The organism is Halalkalibacter oceani, from assembly GCF_040544555.1.
Taxonomy (GTDB): Bacteria; Bacillota; Bacilli; order Bacillales; family Bacillaceae_D; genus Halalkalibacter; species Halalkalibacter oceani.
On sequence record NZ_JBEPKD010000006.1, the window covers coordinates 168,452 to 182,221 of the forward strand.

A 13,770-nucleotide genomic window follows, 5' to 3' on the forward strand; every position below is an offset into this window, starting at 1 on the left:
TTTTCCCTGGCTCTTTCTGTTATTTGCGCCCAAACCGGAAAGTGGGCCATAGACATTCACCTATTTTTCCTTTGCTGAATAAGGTAGAGTGAAGAGGAGGGAAGAGCAAATGACGAGTCAGCTTGAACAAATCAAAATGCAATGCCAGCAATGTATCAACCAGGCGGTCCATGTTGAGGTCAATGGTCAGCATGGCTATAACGGAGTCGTTGAACACGTTGATGATGAATATGTTTATTTAATGGTCCCTGTTGATGAAAACGGACAATACCTTGACCTGGCAACGATGAATATGAATGCGATGCACCCAAATGGAGCAAACCAGGCTGTTCAGCCGATGATGAGACAGCAGATGGGAGCGCGTTATCCGTACAATCCATACTTTTCTCCGTATCCGTTTTACCCATACCCGCCGCGCCCTTTTGGCTGGAATCGCCTCGTCCTCCCATTAGCGGCCCTAACGGCTCTGGCGATTCTTTAACAGAATGACAGAGGTTGGGACAAAGGTTGTTTTTTTTACCTTTTTCCCAGGCTCTAAGCAATGAGCGGAACCGCTACGATCTTTTAAAGCCCGTTGTGAGTGGGTTTCTCACAACGGGCTTGTGGCGTGTGAAGCCATTGCCAGTAGGTCCAAAGCTAGTTTTGTCTCAAGCTCTTTTTTCGGAGAAAAGGAAAGTCGTCTTTTAAGGATTTGTTCAAAAGAGTGGCGGCGTTCCCCACTGCGCACAGCAGGAAGAAAAGAAGCCCGTATTCCTTTTGGCTTCCCCGGGAAATAATAGCTATAACGAATGCAGGAGAAAAGAAAAAATGCAGTGATATTATGAAAAAAGTTGTATTTCTGCATAACTTTTTCTAGGAAATGGTGTGAAGCTCGTTTCAAGCGGGAAAATACGGTACAATATGAGGTATAGAGAAGGAGGAATGAGCGATGAAGCAATATCTCGTTTATTTGGTGGAAGATGAGGAAAATTTGTCTGAAGTATTAAAAGCTTATTTAGAAAAAGAAGGCTGGGAGGTTCGTGTCTTTAATGATGGAGATGCGGCCCGGGACGCGATTACGGACAAGCCTCATCTCTGGATCCTTGATATCATGCTTCCTGGGACAGATGGCTATCAGCTATTAAAAGGGATTAAAGAAGAAACTGATACACCGGTAATCTTTATTTCCGCGCGGGATCAGGATTTGGATCGCGTGCTCGGACTGGAAATGGGCAGTGATGACTATTTAGCTAAGCCATTCCTACCGCAGGAGCTGATTATTAGAACGAAAAAACTGCTAAACCGTGTATACGGGGCATCCACTCAAGATCAGAAAAAAATTGAGTTGAATCAATATACGATTGATCCAGTTGGACGGACGGTTATTGATGAAGAAGCAGACGGGGAAAAGCTTGTTGATTTAACGACAAAGGAAATGGACTTAATCTTATTGCTTACGGGAGAAATCGGCAAGGCTTTTTCACGCGAAAGTATTATCGAGCATGTGTGGGGAGAAAACTATTTCGGCTCAGAGCGGGCCGTTGATGATGTCGTCCGCCGCGTCAGGAAGAAAATGCCACGCATTCATTTAGAAACGCTCTATGGCTACGGCTACAGGGTTCTATCTTCATGATTAAAGTGAATTTAACGCAGCGGATCTGGCTTGCGTTTATTTCATTAATTGTCCTCGTCGGTCTTTCTATTATTATTATTTATCCGATTTCAATTAAAGGTACATTAACAGAGGAAACGTATCGCATCATTGAGAACGAGCAGCTTCGCTATGCGTATCCATTGCTTGATCTGATCAGCCCGAGGCGGGATGAGCCGGGCTTTGTTGAGCGGCGTGAAGCTGGCTCGGTCGGACATTTCTTTATTTATGATACGCTTGGCCGGTCTCCGGAGGGACAGCCGCCGCCGACAGAGGTTTTACAGGAAATGGCACAAAACGCATACAACCAGGAGGCGAGCCGCGGTCGCTATGAAATCCAATACGGTGGAGCGACGGTTTTCTATGTAATTGCCAAGGCGCAAATTTCCGGGAATCCGGCTTATCACATTACGTATATGTGGGACACGTACCGCGATGAAATGGTCAACCGTCTCTGGGAACGTCTCGTCTATATTCTGTTAATTACAAGCGGTCTCAGCCTGCTGCCGGCAATTTGGCTGAAGCACTATTTGCGCCAGCCGCTGATCGTGCTTGGAAACCATTTGGATCAAATTGCGAACCGGGATTGGAAGGAACCGTTGAAATGGAAGGGCGATGAAGATTTCCAACGGCTGTCCGACCAATTTGAGAAGATGCGACAAAACTTAAATTTGTACGATCACGCGCAAAAGACTTTTATTCAGCATGCTTCTCATGAATTAAAAACCCCGATTATGGTCATTAAAAGCTACGCTCATTCGGTAAAAGATGGCATTATGCCGAAGGAAAATATGGAAAAAACGATGGACGTCATAGTTGAAGAAGCGAACCGGATGGAGCGCCGTGTGATTGATATGCTTTATTATACGAAGCTTGACTCACTCAAGGAAGAAACGCCGAAGCATGAGGATCTTGTCTTTGGCGACCTTGCCTTTCAAATTGAAGAACGCTTCCGCGTCCAGCGAGAGGATGTGAAGATTCTCGTTGAAGGAGCGGATACGCGCTTCAAAGGGGACCGTGAACAACTGGAGGTTTTGCTTGAGAACCTCGTTGAAAATGCGTTGCGCTATGCGCAAGATACGATCTGGATTAAAGCCGAAGCAGATGAACAGCGGACGAAAATTATCGTTGAGAATAACGGGGAGCATATCCCGGCCAGCGACTTGCCACAGCTTTTTAATCCATTTTATAAGGGGAACAAAGGGAAGTTTGGTCTTGGGCTGGCGATTGTAAAACGGATTTCAGAGCTGCACAATGGCTATCCGAAAGTCGAAAACAGCGATGTTGGCGTCAGATTTGTCGTGACGATTCCGAAGCAGGAAACTGAGCAGGGCAAGGCGGCGCGCCGGCATAAAAGGAAGGCTTAGACGCGGCGCTTGTTAGTTGGAGATCCGGGACGGGGAGAGCGAGCCTGTCAACTGAATGAGCCTTCTCAAAATCAGGGGATGTGTCAAAAGGAAAAACAACCTTTTGGCACATCCCTCTATGCTATACTTATAGAAAAGAGACGATTAGCGATGAAGGAGAGGTTGATGAATTAATGGGAAAAGGGATTCGTTTTCAACAGGTCGGCGACCGCGTTGAAACCTATTATTTAATTAAATCGGCGACAAAAGGGATTGCGAGCAACAATAAACCTTTTTTAACGCTCATTCTTTGTGATCATACAGGGGAAATTGAAGCGAAGCTGTGGGGCGCTTCCCCTGAAGATGAAGCGACGTTTAAAAGCAGGGTCATCGTACATATCCAAGGGGAAGTAACGGAATATAGAGGCCGGCTGCAAATGAAAATTAGCAGTATCCGGCCAACGAGCGCGATCGACCAGGTGAAGGTTGCTGATTTTGTTCGCTCCGCTCCGATGGCTCCTGCTGAAATGCTGGAGCAAATCACGCAATATATTTTTGAAATGAAGAATGCTAATATTCAACGGATTACCCGCCATCTTCTGAAAAAGCATCAGGAGGCTTTCCTCGAATCACCGGCAGCGACGAAAAATCACCATGAATTTGCCTCGGGCCTTGCTTATCACGTTGTCTGCATGTTAAATGTCGCCAAAAGCCTTGCTGCGCTTTATCCGAGCCTTGATACCGACTTGCTCTATGCCGGGGTTATTCTCCATGATTTAGGAAAAGTACGCGAGCTTTCCGGGGCGATTGATACGACGTATACATTAGAGGGAAAGCTGCTTGGTCATATTTCGATTATCGTCAATGAAATTGCCGAAGCCGCAAAGGAGCTTGGAATTGAAGGGGAAGAAGTGTTAATGCTTCAGCATATCGCTCTGAGCCATCACGGCAAAGGAGAATGGGGCAGTCCAAAGGCGCCTGTGCTGCGTGAAGCGGAAGTTCTCCATATGATTGATAACATTGATGCGAAAATGAATATGATGGATCGCGCGCTTGAGCGGGTTCAGCCGGGAGAATTTTCCGAGCGGATCATGCCAATGGAAAACAGAACCTTCTATAAACCGAGCTTTCATGAAGCGCCGCTTGATCTTTAATTCTAGTTCTAAACCTCCGGGCTTGTACATAGATATACAGTAGTACAAGCTGCATGGAGGGAAGGAAATGGAAACAAAACAAAAAAACACACGACGGGCATTATGGTTGTTAGCTGTTTTAGTACTCGCATTTCTCTTGACTCAAACAAGACTTGGCATGATCCTTTTTTCAAGTCCCTGGTGGGTTTATCTTGTCATCATCGGAATTATCGTCAGTGGCTATTTCTCGCTGAAATATACGTTGGAGGACAAACGGTACGAGCAGGAATGGATTGAAAGTGAAGGCAAGGTCTACCTTGAGCGGATGGCGGCCGAAAAGGATCGGAGAAATCATATGAAAGAAGCTGTCTCCAAGGCGAAAAACACGCTCTAAAGAAGGATGAAAAAAACGAGAGCGGGTCAAAAGTATTTCACCTACATGACTATCCGAACAAAGGAAAAGAGGGGAAGCCGCCGCTCCTGAAAGCGTGCCCCCCATCCCGGTAGCGAGGCCGAAGAGCCGGACCCTGACTACGAAACAAAAAGAGCTTGAGACAAAACTAGCTTTGAACCTATTGGCAATGGCTTTAAAAGATCGTGGGGGTTCCACTCATTGCTAAGGGGCCGGGAAAAAGGTTGTTTTTTCACCTTTTTCCCGGCCCCTTTTTTTTATTCAGCCGCTGATTCGCTTGCGTCAGAAGTGAATAAATCAGAAAACTGCTGATCGCGGATATCGATGTCAGATTGCTCAAGCAGTTCATTCATCACTTCTTCCGTTGATTTGGACTGCTCCTGGATCAAAATTTGTTCAATGTCGGCAGCGAAATCTTCATAGCTTGCCTTTTGACCCGTTACTTTAATAATATGGAAGCCGTAATCGGACTCAACCGGCTCACTGATTTCCCCGACTTCAAGTGAAAAGGCCGCTTCTTCGAAAGGCGCCACCATCCGTCCTTTGCCGAAATAGCCAAGTTCTCCACCGTTTGCCGCCGATCCATCAATCGAATACTCCTCGGCAAGTGCCGCAAAGTCTTCGCCAGCCTCTAGCTTGTCCAATACTTCCTGTGCGGTTGCTTCATCTTCCACTAAAATGTGGCTTGCTTCAACCTGCTCTGAAAACTGCTCACTGTTTTCCTCATAATAAGCCTGCTTAGCCTCTTCCGTCACTTCCACATCGGCTGAAGCCAGCTGCTGTAAAATGAGAGGAGGGATAATGTATTCCTCAGTAAAAGTATCCAAAGAGTCTGCTTCGATGTTAAATTGTGAACGCAGGACATTGAGCAATTCTTCATCATCCTGAACGCCCAAATTGGTCCGGAACTTATCAAGCTCTGCCTGAATTTCTTCATCTGTCAGCTCAATATTTTCTCCTGCTTTCAGCAGGATATCGCGCCGAATCATTTCTTCCAGTGTAGCCTCACCGTAGCGCTGCTTTAATGTATTGACAAATTCACTTTCGGTAATTTCTGTTCCATTCACTACAGCTACTGCTGTCTGGTCATCCGCTGCTTCATTATCATTACAGGCAGCTAACAAGGTTATGCAACAGAGGCCGACAGCGGCCAATAAATGCTTTTTCATTCGATTCACTCCTCAACTTCTGACGAAACGTAAAAGTCTGTCTCTTCATAAAGATAACTATACCATAGTTCCTTAGTAGAGATAAAGAGGCCAAATAAGTTCCTGTAAAACGTAATTGGGAAAAAGGCCCAGTACTTATCCTCATGACGTGCATAGAATATTCTAACCAAGTAAGGAGGAGGTGTTACTATGTCTAACGCATACCAAGGTGGATTTGCGTTGATCGTCGTATTGTTCATCTTATTAGTCATTGTAGGTGCTGCTTGGCTATAAATGAGCAAGGATCCAACGCCTTTGCGGGATAGAGCAGCTCCACACTAAATCAAGGAGGGAAAGCAATATGAGTCACGGCTACAATAACAGCTTTGCGCTACTGGTCGTCCTGTTTATCTTGTTAGTGATTATTGGGGCCTCCTGGTGGTTCTAATAGCAAAAGAAGTGTCTCAAAAGGCTGAAAAGCCTTTTGAGACACTTCCGACAGCTAAGGACAAGCTGCTTTTCTCTTCTTTTGGGACCTGCTCACATCCTGCCTATGTAAATAAAATTTTAACATATGTAGAAGTAAGTAAAATCGTTATAAGGATATTGATTGTGCGGAAAAGCTTCGGCTGCTTTTCAATCGGGATCTCGCGCTTGATGCACAGAGCATCTGTCATCGAGTTAATCATGAACAGGATGAAAAGCGCAAATAAAATAATAAAGAAGACCATGTCTCTGCCTCCTGACGGACAATGATAGTTAAACTTTATCAAAAGTTGACTGAAAAAGATAGGAAAATAGCTTAATTTATCTGGAGTGTTTATAATTTTGTCATAAGAGGAAAAGAGGGCGATGGAAGACTTCGTTCCGTAGGAGGGAACTATGAAAAAAATGGACAAGGTTAACTGGAAGATCGCGTTTTTCACTTTGCTTGGCCTGCTTATTTGTCTTGGTCTTGCCTGCATGATCATGATCGTGCGATTCTTTCCTGATGCAGAGGAAGATTATTTTGTTCCAAAAGAGCGTGGAGCAGAAGAGGCCAGCTTTGTGATCCAAACGGATCGGAGCCGGTTAAATACATACTTGGCAAAGTATTTACAGGAGCAGGAGAGTGAGATGTCTTATTTGATTGAACTGACGGATGAAGTTGTGCAATTTCGGTCATCTTTGCCGATCATGGGCCAGAACGTGCCGATTGAAATGAACTTCTTTCCAGCAGTTGCGGAAAATGGAGACTTGCTGCTGGAAGTGAGAAGTGTCGCGGTAGGGCTGTTGCAACTTCCCGTGGAACGGGTGCTTCAACTGGTTGATGCCTGGGTGGAGCGCCCCGATTGGGTGAATATTTATCCGGGGGAGAGGCTGGTCGAGGTTGGCATTACCGAACTCGAAGTTGGCGAAAATGAAGTGTTTTCGTTCCGGATGGTTACCTTTGATTTGCCGAATGACCGGATTGAGCTTGAAATGATCGCGAATGAAAAATAGCGATAAGAAAAGGGTGTCACAAAACGGAATCGTTTGGTCTGACACCCTCGGGCTATGCAGCCTGTTTTACTAAAATATGAAACCCGTCTGCGCGGTTTTCAACATAGCTGTTCTTTGGAGCTTTCATGAGATACGATACGTAAATGACGTCGAAAAATGCGAGTCCGAAATGGATCGAGCTCATGATCGAAATATAGGCAATATAAGTGGGAAAAGCAATGGCCGCGACAGCACCGACTGCTGTTAACACGATCAGTGGCATCAACAGTGAAATTAAAAATAAATCGCGAGACAGCGGCTTTGCCATTTTAACCGCGAGCGTCGGGATCAGGGAAAGACGTTCTACTTTAAGCAGCACTCTTTTCCCGCAGAGCCAGATTGGAATCATATGCAAAACTTTATGGGTCAGGACGAGTACTGGAATACTGAGAATAAATAAGAAAAGACTTATATTGGTTAATTGTGATGGTTCGACAAACGAACTCACAGCTAAATAGTACAACAGGAAAGAAAAAAGCATCGTACATGCTGAATAGAACACGAGGCGCAGTGCTCCGTAATCTTGTGTAATGCGAATCGTTTTCCAGCAATTCATAGTGGGTGCCACCTCCTCAATCTAATTGCTTAATTTACGCCTGTTTTGCCAAAAAATCAAGAGGCTGATGAAAAATAAAAGGATTTCGACAATAAAAAACGCTTTCATGGAAAAGGAGCTGCTTCAAAAGAGGGGTAGTTTCCCTTTTGAAGCAGCTCCAAAGCAGGCAGCTTTTATTTCTTTTTCACTAACTTGCCTTCCTGTTCGGTAAATTCTTCATCGAATTTGTGCAAGGTCTCTTCGAACATTTCAACGAAATCAGGGCCGTAAATATGGCGGACGATACTGATTAATTCTGAGAATTCAGGGAATTTACCGTAAAGATTCCGAATTGGCAAAGCTCCTTCGTATACGCCATAGGTCGTCGGCTCGTACGCTTCAAGCGTTTGCAAAAATAACTCCTGACCTTCCTTCGTCAAGCAGACGTAGGTATTTCGCTTATCGTTTTCTTTTTTAGAAAAAACGAGCAAGCCTCTTTCTTCCAGCTTTTTCGAGAAGTTGAAGGCAGTCGAGACATGCATCACACCAAATTTCGCAATATCTGAGATAGAGGCTCCATCCAGATGATAGGCTATCCATAAGATATGATGCTCATTAATATTAAGGTCAAATGGTTTAATCCACGTTTGCCAGTCCTTCTCTACTGATTTCCACAATGCTTTACTTAGCTGCGCTACCTTATGGCTAAACATAACAGATTGTTTTAAGGAGCAAGGTATTTGGTGATCCATCTTTCTCCCCCCATCGTAAAGTTGATTATCCCTTTCAATCTGTCCAAGTCAGAAAAACTATTTAAGAATAGTTTGTTGCTGTTATTATACAAGAAATGGGCGGTGAATGACTTAGCGTGAAGCAATGAAAAGCCGTGATTTGAAACGGTGCTTAACGCTCTTTAAAAGGGAAAACCGGAGATGTCTTTAAAGGAAAAGCTTCCCTTTAGACATCTTCCGGAAATGCTCACATTCATTCGTGCTTTTTCTTCTTGTTTATCACGTAAGAGCGAAAAACGAGTCATCTTTCCTTGCTTTCTTCATATATCTAATAGGCAAGGAGGGGTTTTATGGAAGCATTTATTTTATTACTGATTTCCGTTTGTTTACTTTCCATATACGGTTTTATATATGTGTCTTACCGGCTGCTTCGGAAAGTGAAGCAGGAGGAAAAGTCACAATTTAAAAAGACGTTTGTCATCCTGTTGTTCCTCGCCGTATTGAGCGGCTCAAGCGCCACCTGGCTCGTTCTTCCATAAGAACGATAAGGCGAAAGAACCGGCTTCTTATTATTGTGCAATACCGGATGTCCCCATTTTAACGACGATAATTCTTCATATAGTCACTCAGCGCGACACAGGCTTCCAGCGGAACAGCGTTATAAGTGGAAGCGCGGCAGCCTCCGACGGAACGATGTCCGTTTAGACCGACAAAGCCGAGTTCCTTCGCCTTGGCAAGGAAGCGTTTATTCTCTTCCTCACTAGGCAGGTTGAACGTTATGTTCATGAGAGAGCGGGATTCTTTTTCGGCATGCCCGCGATAGAATCCGTCGCTTTCGTCGATTGCGTCGTAGATCAGCTTCGCTTTTTCTTCATTTTTTCTTTCAATCGCGTCAATTCCGCCCTGGTCTTTGACCCATTGCAGCACTTGATTTAGCATATAAATCGAGAATGTCGGCGGGGTATGATAAAGGGAATTCGTCTCACTATGCGTCCGGTAGCGTAGCAGTGTCGGCACATGATCAACTTCTTCCTCAAGAAGATCCTCACGAATAATAACGATCGTCACTCCGGCAGGACCGAGGTTTTTCTGAGCGCCGGCATAGATCATACCGAACTTTTCAATTTCAATTTTCCGTGAAAGAATATCACTCGACATGTCAGCAATTAACGGGGCATGCGTGACGGTCGGAAATTCCTTCCATTGCGTTCCAAAAATCGTATTATTGGAAGTAAGGTGAACATAAGCGTCATTCTCGTTGTAGGTGATAGCATCGAGCGCCGGAATGGAGCGGTACTGCGTCTCCTTCGTAGAAGCACCGACAGCCGTTTCCCCGAGCAGCTTTCCTTCTTTTAGCGCTTTCTCGGACCACGAGCCTGTTAACAAATAGTTTCCGATCTTCCCGGGCTTTAAAAATTGCAGCGGGACCATCGCGAATTGGAGGCTGGCGCCGCCCTGTAGAAAGAGCACCTTATATGAATCGGGAATAGCAAGCAGTTCCTTGAGTAAGGCGATTGCTTCTTCATGAACAGCTTCAAAATCTTTGCTGCGGTGACTTAATTCCATCACGGACATGCCAGTACCATTGAAATTTGTTAATTCAGCCTGCGCTTTCTCTAAGACGCTTTTTGGCAAAGCTGAGGGGCCAGCATTAAAGTTAAAAACATCTTGCATCTTCTCCACTCCTTTAACTCTTCACCACATTAATAGGTGTTAGATATGATTATCGTACCATAGTTTCACCAAAAAATGCTTAGTTTTTTATGTATTTTCAGAATGTTCAAGAGTTAAAAAAAGGGTATGCTTTCAAAAGGTGGATAGCTCCCCTTTTTTTAGTCTGAACACCGGGTGAAACGGCTGTTTCATGCTGCGTCATGTTCGCTCAACTGATGCTGCTGATCGAGCGAGACATCATTATATAATGAAAATAATCTTGGTGCTTATAAATAACTGGAAATCGCTTTCGCCAGCTCCTGCAGCTTTTCACCGTTGTACTGTGAGCTGTGGTCTTTCCAGACGGCGCCAAAGCCGTCACCCTGCCCGTAACGCGGAATTAAATGGACATGGTAATGAAAGACAGTTTGACCGGCATCTTCGCCATTATTATTAACCATATTCAGACCCTTTGGCTGAAATGCAGCTTTCAGTCCATTCGCGATTGTAGGAATAACAGAAAACAGCTGACTGGCTTGTTCAGATGGAAGTTCAAACAGATCGCGGTGATGATTTTTTGGAATGACGAGTGTGTGGCCCTCCGTTACCTGGCTAATATCAAGGAAGGCCAGTACATGCTCGTCTTCGTATATTTTTGCAGCTGGAATGTCGCCTTTCACAATTTTGCAGAAAATACAGTTTGCTTCAGACATCTTCCGTCATCCTTTCTAGAACATGTTTTTAACCACTATAACGAAGGTCGACAATTGTGGCAAGTTGAGAAATAAGAATCGTGCTTTTTTTGTAGGAAAAGACAAGGAAGCCCGGCCTTTTTTCACAATTTCGTCGTATTTGAGAAGTTTGGAAGAATGCTATAATGAAAGCATCGACGCATTGTCCGGAGGTGATGAGATGAAGAAAGCCCGATTTGTGCTCGCGGCGGCCACGCTGTTCCTGTTCGGCGGCTGTCAAAGTACAGAAGAGAGCCATGGCATACACACAAATGAACTTGGTGATGTGCGGGAAGCAACGGTTTCGCCCGATAGTATGCCTGAGTTTCTCACTCATTATGCAGAGCCGATTGGCGCTATTTATGCCCGGGTTCCGGACTATCAGAACGTGCTCGAACAGATGCCTTGCTACTGCGGATGCGGGGAATCTGCCGGTCATCGCAGCAGCTATGACTGCTTTATTTATGAGCATCAGGAGGATGGTGGACTCGTCTGGGATGATCACGGGGCGAGGTGCGGCGTTTGCCTGGAAATCGCTCATTTTTCAATGGAATTATATGATGGCGGAGCGTCTCTTAGCGAAATTCGGCAATTTGTCGATGAGCGTTACGAGGAAGGCTTTGCCAAGCCGACTCCTACGCCACAGCCTGAAGCGGCTGCCTCTTAATTGTGAATTCATGTAGAAGCTGATAAAAAAACTCGATCAAAAGATACAGCGGGTCCGTTTTGCATAAAATAAGCAGAGATTCACTTTTTGGTCGTGCAAACTCGCTCGCTGTGGTAAGCCTCGGACAAAAGGAGAAAACGAGCCTTTTATCCGGGGCTCTCTTCTTTTCTTGGACAACTGAGCCTGAAACAGGCTGTGACTAAAGCCATGGCTTCGTTCTGTAACCAGGCCGGGTTTTCGCTACGATAGTGGTCGCGGATGACAGTAATTTGATAAGATAAGCTTTGAAGGAGAGTGGTAATGGTGGCAAACGGAATAAACATAGAAGGGTTAACGGGGGGGTATCACCAGCGGAAGCCCGTTCTCCACGACGTGACGTTTGACGTCAATCATAAAGAAATCGTCGGGTTAATCGGCTTAAATGGTGCCGGAAAAAGTACAACGATTAAGCATATTCTTGGACTGCTTCAGCCGCAAAAGGGTGAGGTGAAAGTCGAGGACATCCGCTTTGAGGATGATGTCAATCAGTATCGCCGTTCCTACGCTTATATACCGGAGACCCCGATTTTATACGACGAACTCACGCTCTGGGAGCATCTCGAACTGACTGCGCTCGCTTATGGGCTCGATCAATCATTGTTTGCTGAGCGGGCCGAGCGTCTGCTTGCTGAATTTAAAATGGAAAAAATGAAGCATTGGTATCCGAGTCATTTTTCTAAAGGAATGCGGCAAAAGGTGATGATTATGAGCGCCTTTTTAATCGAGCCACCTGTTTACATCGTGGATGAGCCGATTGTCGGCCTGGATCCGCTCGGTATTCAATCGTTTCTTAATCTGCTCGTCGACATGCGGGAGCGCGGCGCCGCTGTCCTCATGTCGACTCATATTCTCGCGACGGCTGAGCGCTATTGTGACCGCTTCGTCATTTTGCATCATGGCCGGGTTGTCATGTCCGGCACGCTGGCGGAGATGAGGGCGCAGCTTGGGCTGCCGCAGGCGACGCTTGATGATATTTATATTGAAATGACGAAGGAAGAAGCGCTATGAAGGATGGACTGACGATTTGGCGCGAACGTCTGCAAGCTTATTGGAACGAGGCGATTCGTTATTTGCGGCTGATCGGCAACAGCGGATTTCTTTTTACCGTTTACGTCTTGATTATTATTGGCAGTTATTATTACAGCGTCTTCATTGACTGGCTTCCGGCTTCTTTCCCGGTTATTTGGGTCTTTGTCGCCGTCTTTGCCCACTTCCTGACGAGGGGACAGATCCGTACCTTTGTCAAACCGGCCGATGTTGTTTTTCTCCTCCCTTATGAATCGCAGCTGGGGAGCTATTTTAAAGCGTCAAAGTGGTACTCATTTGCTTTGCAAAGCGGAGTAATCCTGCTCGTGCTGATTGTTTTCGCTCCGTTGTATCAGGCGAGACTGGATGAAGCCGGAAGTGTAGTTTTGATTTTTGGCTGGCTGCTTGCCGCCAAAGGCTGGAATGTCCTGGCAAGCTGGGAGGAGCAGCGTTTCCAAAGCGAGGCAGACAGAAGAAGCCACTTTTTGCTGCGGGGACTGATTAATCTCGTCTTTACATACTTACTGTTTGCCGGAGCGAATCGACTGTTTCTTCTAGCTATCCTGGTGCTAATGCTTGTGCTTTATTTGTTCTACTATCGCAAGCTGGCCGGACGGCTGTCGTTAAAATGGCCGCATTTAATTGAAGTCGAGGAAAGAATGCTGCTTTTCTTTTACCGGATTGCCAATGCTTTTACCGATGTCCCGCAGCTGCGCAATAAAGTGAAAGAAAGACGGGCTTTCAATTGGCTGATTGGCATATTGATGGATAGTAAGGCGTCGGTGTACCATTATTTATTCGTCCGCTCTTTTTTACGGGCGAATGATTATGCTGGAATCTATCTCCGTCTTTTGCTTATAGGCGCAGGGGCTCTCATCGTTCTGCCAACCGGCTGGATTCAGATTCTCGTCCTTGTCCTGTTTATGCATCTGATTACGAAACAGCTCTCAACCCTTTGGTATCATTATGATACAACGATGTGGGTCGATTTGTATCCGGTCGAGGACGGACTGAAAGAACAAGCGATTTCCCAGCTCGCTTTTCGCTTGTTAGCATGTATGACAGCATGCCTGACCGGACTTTTGCTGATCATTTCCACCGTGCCGCTTGCGCTGGCAGCCTTGGGCGTCGGCGCGCTTTACACGTATCTCGGCAGCCGGACGTTTATTCATCAGCGTAAAAAATAAACTGCTGCTCA

At 45.6% G+C, this 13,770-nt stretch carries 18 protein-coding genes; 12 read left to right on the forward strand and 6 right to left on the reverse strand.

The features are described from left to right. The first annotated feature begins 109 nt into the window (after window positions 1–109). From ABMB67_RS09540 to ABMB67_RS09560, 5 genes are all read left to right on the forward strand, one after another. Complete coding sequence (locus ABMB67_RS09540) at window positions 110–481, forward strand: hypothetical protein (RefSeq protein ID WP_251195319.1); 372 nt, start codon at window positions 110–112, stop codon at window positions 479–481. A gap of 447 nt (window positions 482–928) precedes the next feature. After that, window positions 929–1,612 (forward strand): response regulator transcription factor, encoded by a 684-nt coding sequence (locus ABMB67_RS09545; protein WP_251195320.1) that lies wholly within the window; start codon window positions 929–931, stop codon window positions 1,610–1,612. Further along, window positions 1,609–2,997 (forward strand): sensor histidine kinase, encoded by a 1,389-nt coding sequence (locus ABMB67_RS09550; RefSeq protein WP_251195321.1) that lies wholly within the window; start codon window positions 1,609–1,611, stop codon window positions 2,995–2,997. Before ABMB67_RS09545 ends, ABMB67_RS09550 begins: the two co-directional genes overlap by 4 nt. Window positions 2,998–3,170: 173 nt before the next feature. Continuing rightward, window positions 3,171–4,130 (forward strand): 3'-5' exoribonuclease YhaM, encoded by a 960-nt coding sequence (yhaM, locus tag ABMB67_RS09555; RefSeq protein ID WP_251195372.1) that lies wholly within the window; start codon window positions 3,171–3,173, stop codon window positions 4,128–4,130. A gap of 67 nt (window positions 4,131–4,197) precedes the next feature. Then, entirely contained in the window at window positions 4,198–4,503 is a 306-nt protein-coding gene (locus ABMB67_RS09560; protein WP_251195322.1) for a sporulation YhaL family protein, read from the forward strand. A gap of 275 nt (window positions 4,504–4,778) precedes the next feature. Here ABMB67_RS09560 and ABMB67_RS09565 read toward each other — a convergent pair whose 3' ends face one another. Beyond that, window positions 4,779–5,690 carry a peptidylprolyl isomerase gene (locus tag ABMB67_RS09565; protein WP_251195323.1) on the reverse strand — a complete coding sequence of 304 codons (912 nt, stop codon included), beginning with the start codon at window positions 5,688–5,690 and terminating at the stop codon, window positions 4,779–4,781. Between the two features lie 189 nt (window positions 5,691–5,879). Here ABMB67_RS09565 and ABMB67_RS09570 point away from each other — a divergent pair, with 189 nt between their 5' ends. Continuing rightward, entirely contained in the window at window positions 5,880–5,963 is an 84-nt protein-coding gene (locus ABMB67_RS09570; protein ID WP_251195373.1) for a YjcZ family sporulation protein, read from the forward strand. 67 nt (window positions 5,964–6,030) lie between these two features. After that, window positions 6,031–6,117 (forward strand): YjcZ family sporulation protein, encoded by an 87-nt coding sequence (locus ABMB67_RS09575; protein WP_251195374.1) that lies wholly within the window; start codon window positions 6,031–6,033, stop codon window positions 6,115–6,117. Window positions 6,118–6,220: 103 nt separating this feature from the next. On the opposite strand, the gene ABMB67_RS09580 is transcribed toward ABMB67_RS09575, so the two are convergent. Then, window positions 6,221–6,400, reverse strand: coding sequence for a hypothetical protein (locus ABMB67_RS09580; protein ID WP_251221498.1), 180 nt, complete (start codon window positions 6,398–6,400; stop codon window positions 6,221–6,223). A gap of 151 nt (window positions 6,401–6,551) precedes the next feature. Between ABMB67_RS09580 and ABMB67_RS09585 the strand changes: the two genes are divergently transcribed. Further along, entirely contained in the window at window positions 6,552–7,151 is a 600-nt protein-coding gene (locus tag ABMB67_RS09585; RefSeq protein ID WP_354571923.1) for a YpmS family protein, read from the forward strand. Between the two features lie 52 nt (window positions 7,152–7,203). On the opposite strand, the gene ABMB67_RS09590 is transcribed toward ABMB67_RS09585, so the two are convergent. Together ABMB67_RS09590 and ABMB67_RS09595 are read right to left on the reverse strand one after the other, a co-directional pair. Then, the gene (locus ABMB67_RS09590; RefSeq protein WP_251221500.1) at window positions 7,204–7,746 is read right to left on the reverse strand and encodes a DUF3267 domain-containing protein; all 543 of its coding nucleotides are present in this window, start codon (window positions 7,744–7,746) and stop codon (window positions 7,204–7,206) included. Window positions 7,747–7,919: 173 nt separating this feature from the next. Then, window positions 7,920–8,477: an HTH-type transcriptional regulator Hpr gene (locus ABMB67_RS09595; RefSeq protein ID WP_251221501.1), complete on the reverse strand. Its 558-nt coding sequence runs from the start codon at window positions 8,475–8,477 to the stop codon at window positions 7,920–7,922. A gap of 329 nt (window positions 8,478–8,806) precedes the next feature. Between ABMB67_RS09595 and ABMB67_RS09600 the strand changes: the two genes are divergently transcribed. Beyond that, the gene (locus ABMB67_RS09600) at window positions 8,807–8,995 is read left to right on the forward strand and encodes a hypothetical protein (RefSeq protein ID WP_354571924.1); all 189 of its coding nucleotides are present in this window, start codon (window positions 8,807–8,809) and stop codon (window positions 8,993–8,995) included. 58 nt (window positions 8,996–9,053) lie between these two features. Here the strand turns inward: ABMB67_RS09600 and serC are convergent, their stop codons facing one another. Then, window positions 9,054–10,130 (reverse strand): 3-phosphoserine/phosphohydroxythreonine transaminase, encoded by a 1,077-nt coding sequence (gene serC, locus ABMB67_RS09605; RefSeq protein WP_251221503.1) that lies wholly within the window; start codon window positions 10,128–10,130, stop codon window positions 9,054–9,056. A 266-nt stretch (window positions 10,131–10,396) separates the two neighbouring features. After that, complete coding sequence (locus ABMB67_RS09610) at window positions 10,397–10,822, reverse strand: HIT family protein (protein ID WP_251221504.1); 426 nt, start codon at window positions 10,820–10,822, stop codon at window positions 10,397–10,399. A 199-nt stretch (window positions 10,823–11,021) separates the two neighbouring features. Here ABMB67_RS09610 and ABMB67_RS09615 point away from each other — a divergent pair, with 199 nt between their 5' ends. The 3 genes from ABMB67_RS09615 (at window position 11,022) to ABMB67_RS09625 (ending at window position 13,759) form a co-directional block, all read left to right on the forward strand. Then, a complete protein-coding gene (locus ABMB67_RS09615) occupies window positions 11,022–11,507 on the forward strand; it encodes a PCYCGC motif-containing (lipo)protein (RefSeq protein WP_354571925.1) in 486 nt (161 codons plus the stop codon). A 303-nt stretch (window positions 11,508–11,810) separates the two neighbouring features. Further along, entirely contained in the window at window positions 11,811–12,554 is a 744-nt protein-coding gene (locus ABMB67_RS09620) for an ABC transporter ATP-binding protein (RefSeq protein WP_251221506.1), read from the forward strand. Beyond that, the gene (locus ABMB67_RS09625) at window positions 12,551–13,759 is read left to right on the forward strand and encodes an ABC transporter permease (protein ID WP_354571926.1); all 1,209 of its coding nucleotides are present in this window, start codon (window positions 12,551–12,553) and stop codon (window positions 13,757–13,759) included. Before ABMB67_RS09620 ends, ABMB67_RS09625 begins: the two co-directional genes overlap by 4 nt. Window positions 13,760–13,770: the final 11 nt, after the last annotated feature.

Coding starts and splice junctions, on each gene's coding strand:
- ABMB67_RS09540 (WP_251195319.1), top strand. CDS start 110: ATGACGAGTCAGCTTGAACAAATCAAAATGCAATGCCAGCAATGTATC.
- ABMB67_RS09545 (WP_251195320.1), top strand. CDS start 929: ATGAAGCAATATCTCGTTTATTTGGTGGAAGATGAGGAAAATTTGTCT.
- ABMB67_RS09550 (WP_251195321.1), top strand. CDS start 1,609: ATGATTAAAGTGAATTTAACGCAGCGGATCTGGCTTGCGTTTATTTCA.
- yhaM (WP_251195372.1), top strand. CDS start 3,171: ATGGGAAAAGGGATTCGTTTTCAACAGGTCGGCGACCGCGTTGAAACC.
- ABMB67_RS09560 (WP_251195322.1), top strand. CDS start 4,198: ATGGAAACAAAACAAAAAAACACACGACGGGCATTATGGTTGTTAGCT.
- ABMB67_RS09565 (WP_251195323.1), bottom strand. CDS start 5,690: ATGAAAAAGCATTTATTGGCCGCTGTCGGCCTCTGTTGCATAACCTTG.
- ABMB67_RS09570 (WP_251195373.1), top strand. CDS start 5,880: ATGTCTAACGCATACCAAGGTGGATTTGCGTTGATCGTCGTATTGTTC.
- ABMB67_RS09575 (WP_251195374.1), top strand. CDS start 6,031: ATGAGTCACGGCTACAATAACAGCTTTGCGCTACTGGTCGTCCTGTTT.
- ABMB67_RS09580 (WP_251221498.1), bottom strand. CDS start 6,400: ATGGTCTTCTTTATTATTTTATTTGCGCTTTTCATCCTGTTCATGATT.
- ABMB67_RS09585 (WP_354571923.1), top strand. CDS start 6,552: ATGAAAAAAATGGACAAGGTTAACTGGAAGATCGCGTTTTTCACTTTG.
- ABMB67_RS09590 (WP_251221500.1), bottom strand. CDS start 7,746: ATGAATTGCTGGAAAACGATTCGCATTACACAAGATTACGGAGCACTG.
- ABMB67_RS09595 (WP_251221501.1), bottom strand. CDS start 8,477: ATGGATCACCAAATACCTTGCTCCTTAAAACAATCTGTTATGTTTAGC.
- ABMB67_RS09600 (WP_354571924.1), top strand. CDS start 8,807: ATGGAAGCATTTATTTTATTACTGATTTCCGTTTGTTTACTTTCCATA.
- serC (WP_251221503.1), bottom strand. CDS start 10,130: ATGCAAGATGTTTTTAACTTTAATGCTGGCCCCTCAGCTTTGCCAAAA.
- ABMB67_RS09610 (WP_251221504.1), bottom strand. CDS start 10,822: ATGTCTGAAGCAAACTGTATTTTCTGCAAAATTGTGAAAGGCGACATT.
- ABMB67_RS09615 (WP_354571925.1), top strand. CDS start 11,022: ATGAAGAAAGCCCGATTTGTGCTCGCGGCGGCCACGCTGTTCCTGTTC.
- ABMB67_RS09625 (WP_354571926.1), top strand. CDS start 12,551: ATGAAGGATGGACTGACGATTTGGCGCGAACGTCTGCAAGCTTATTGG.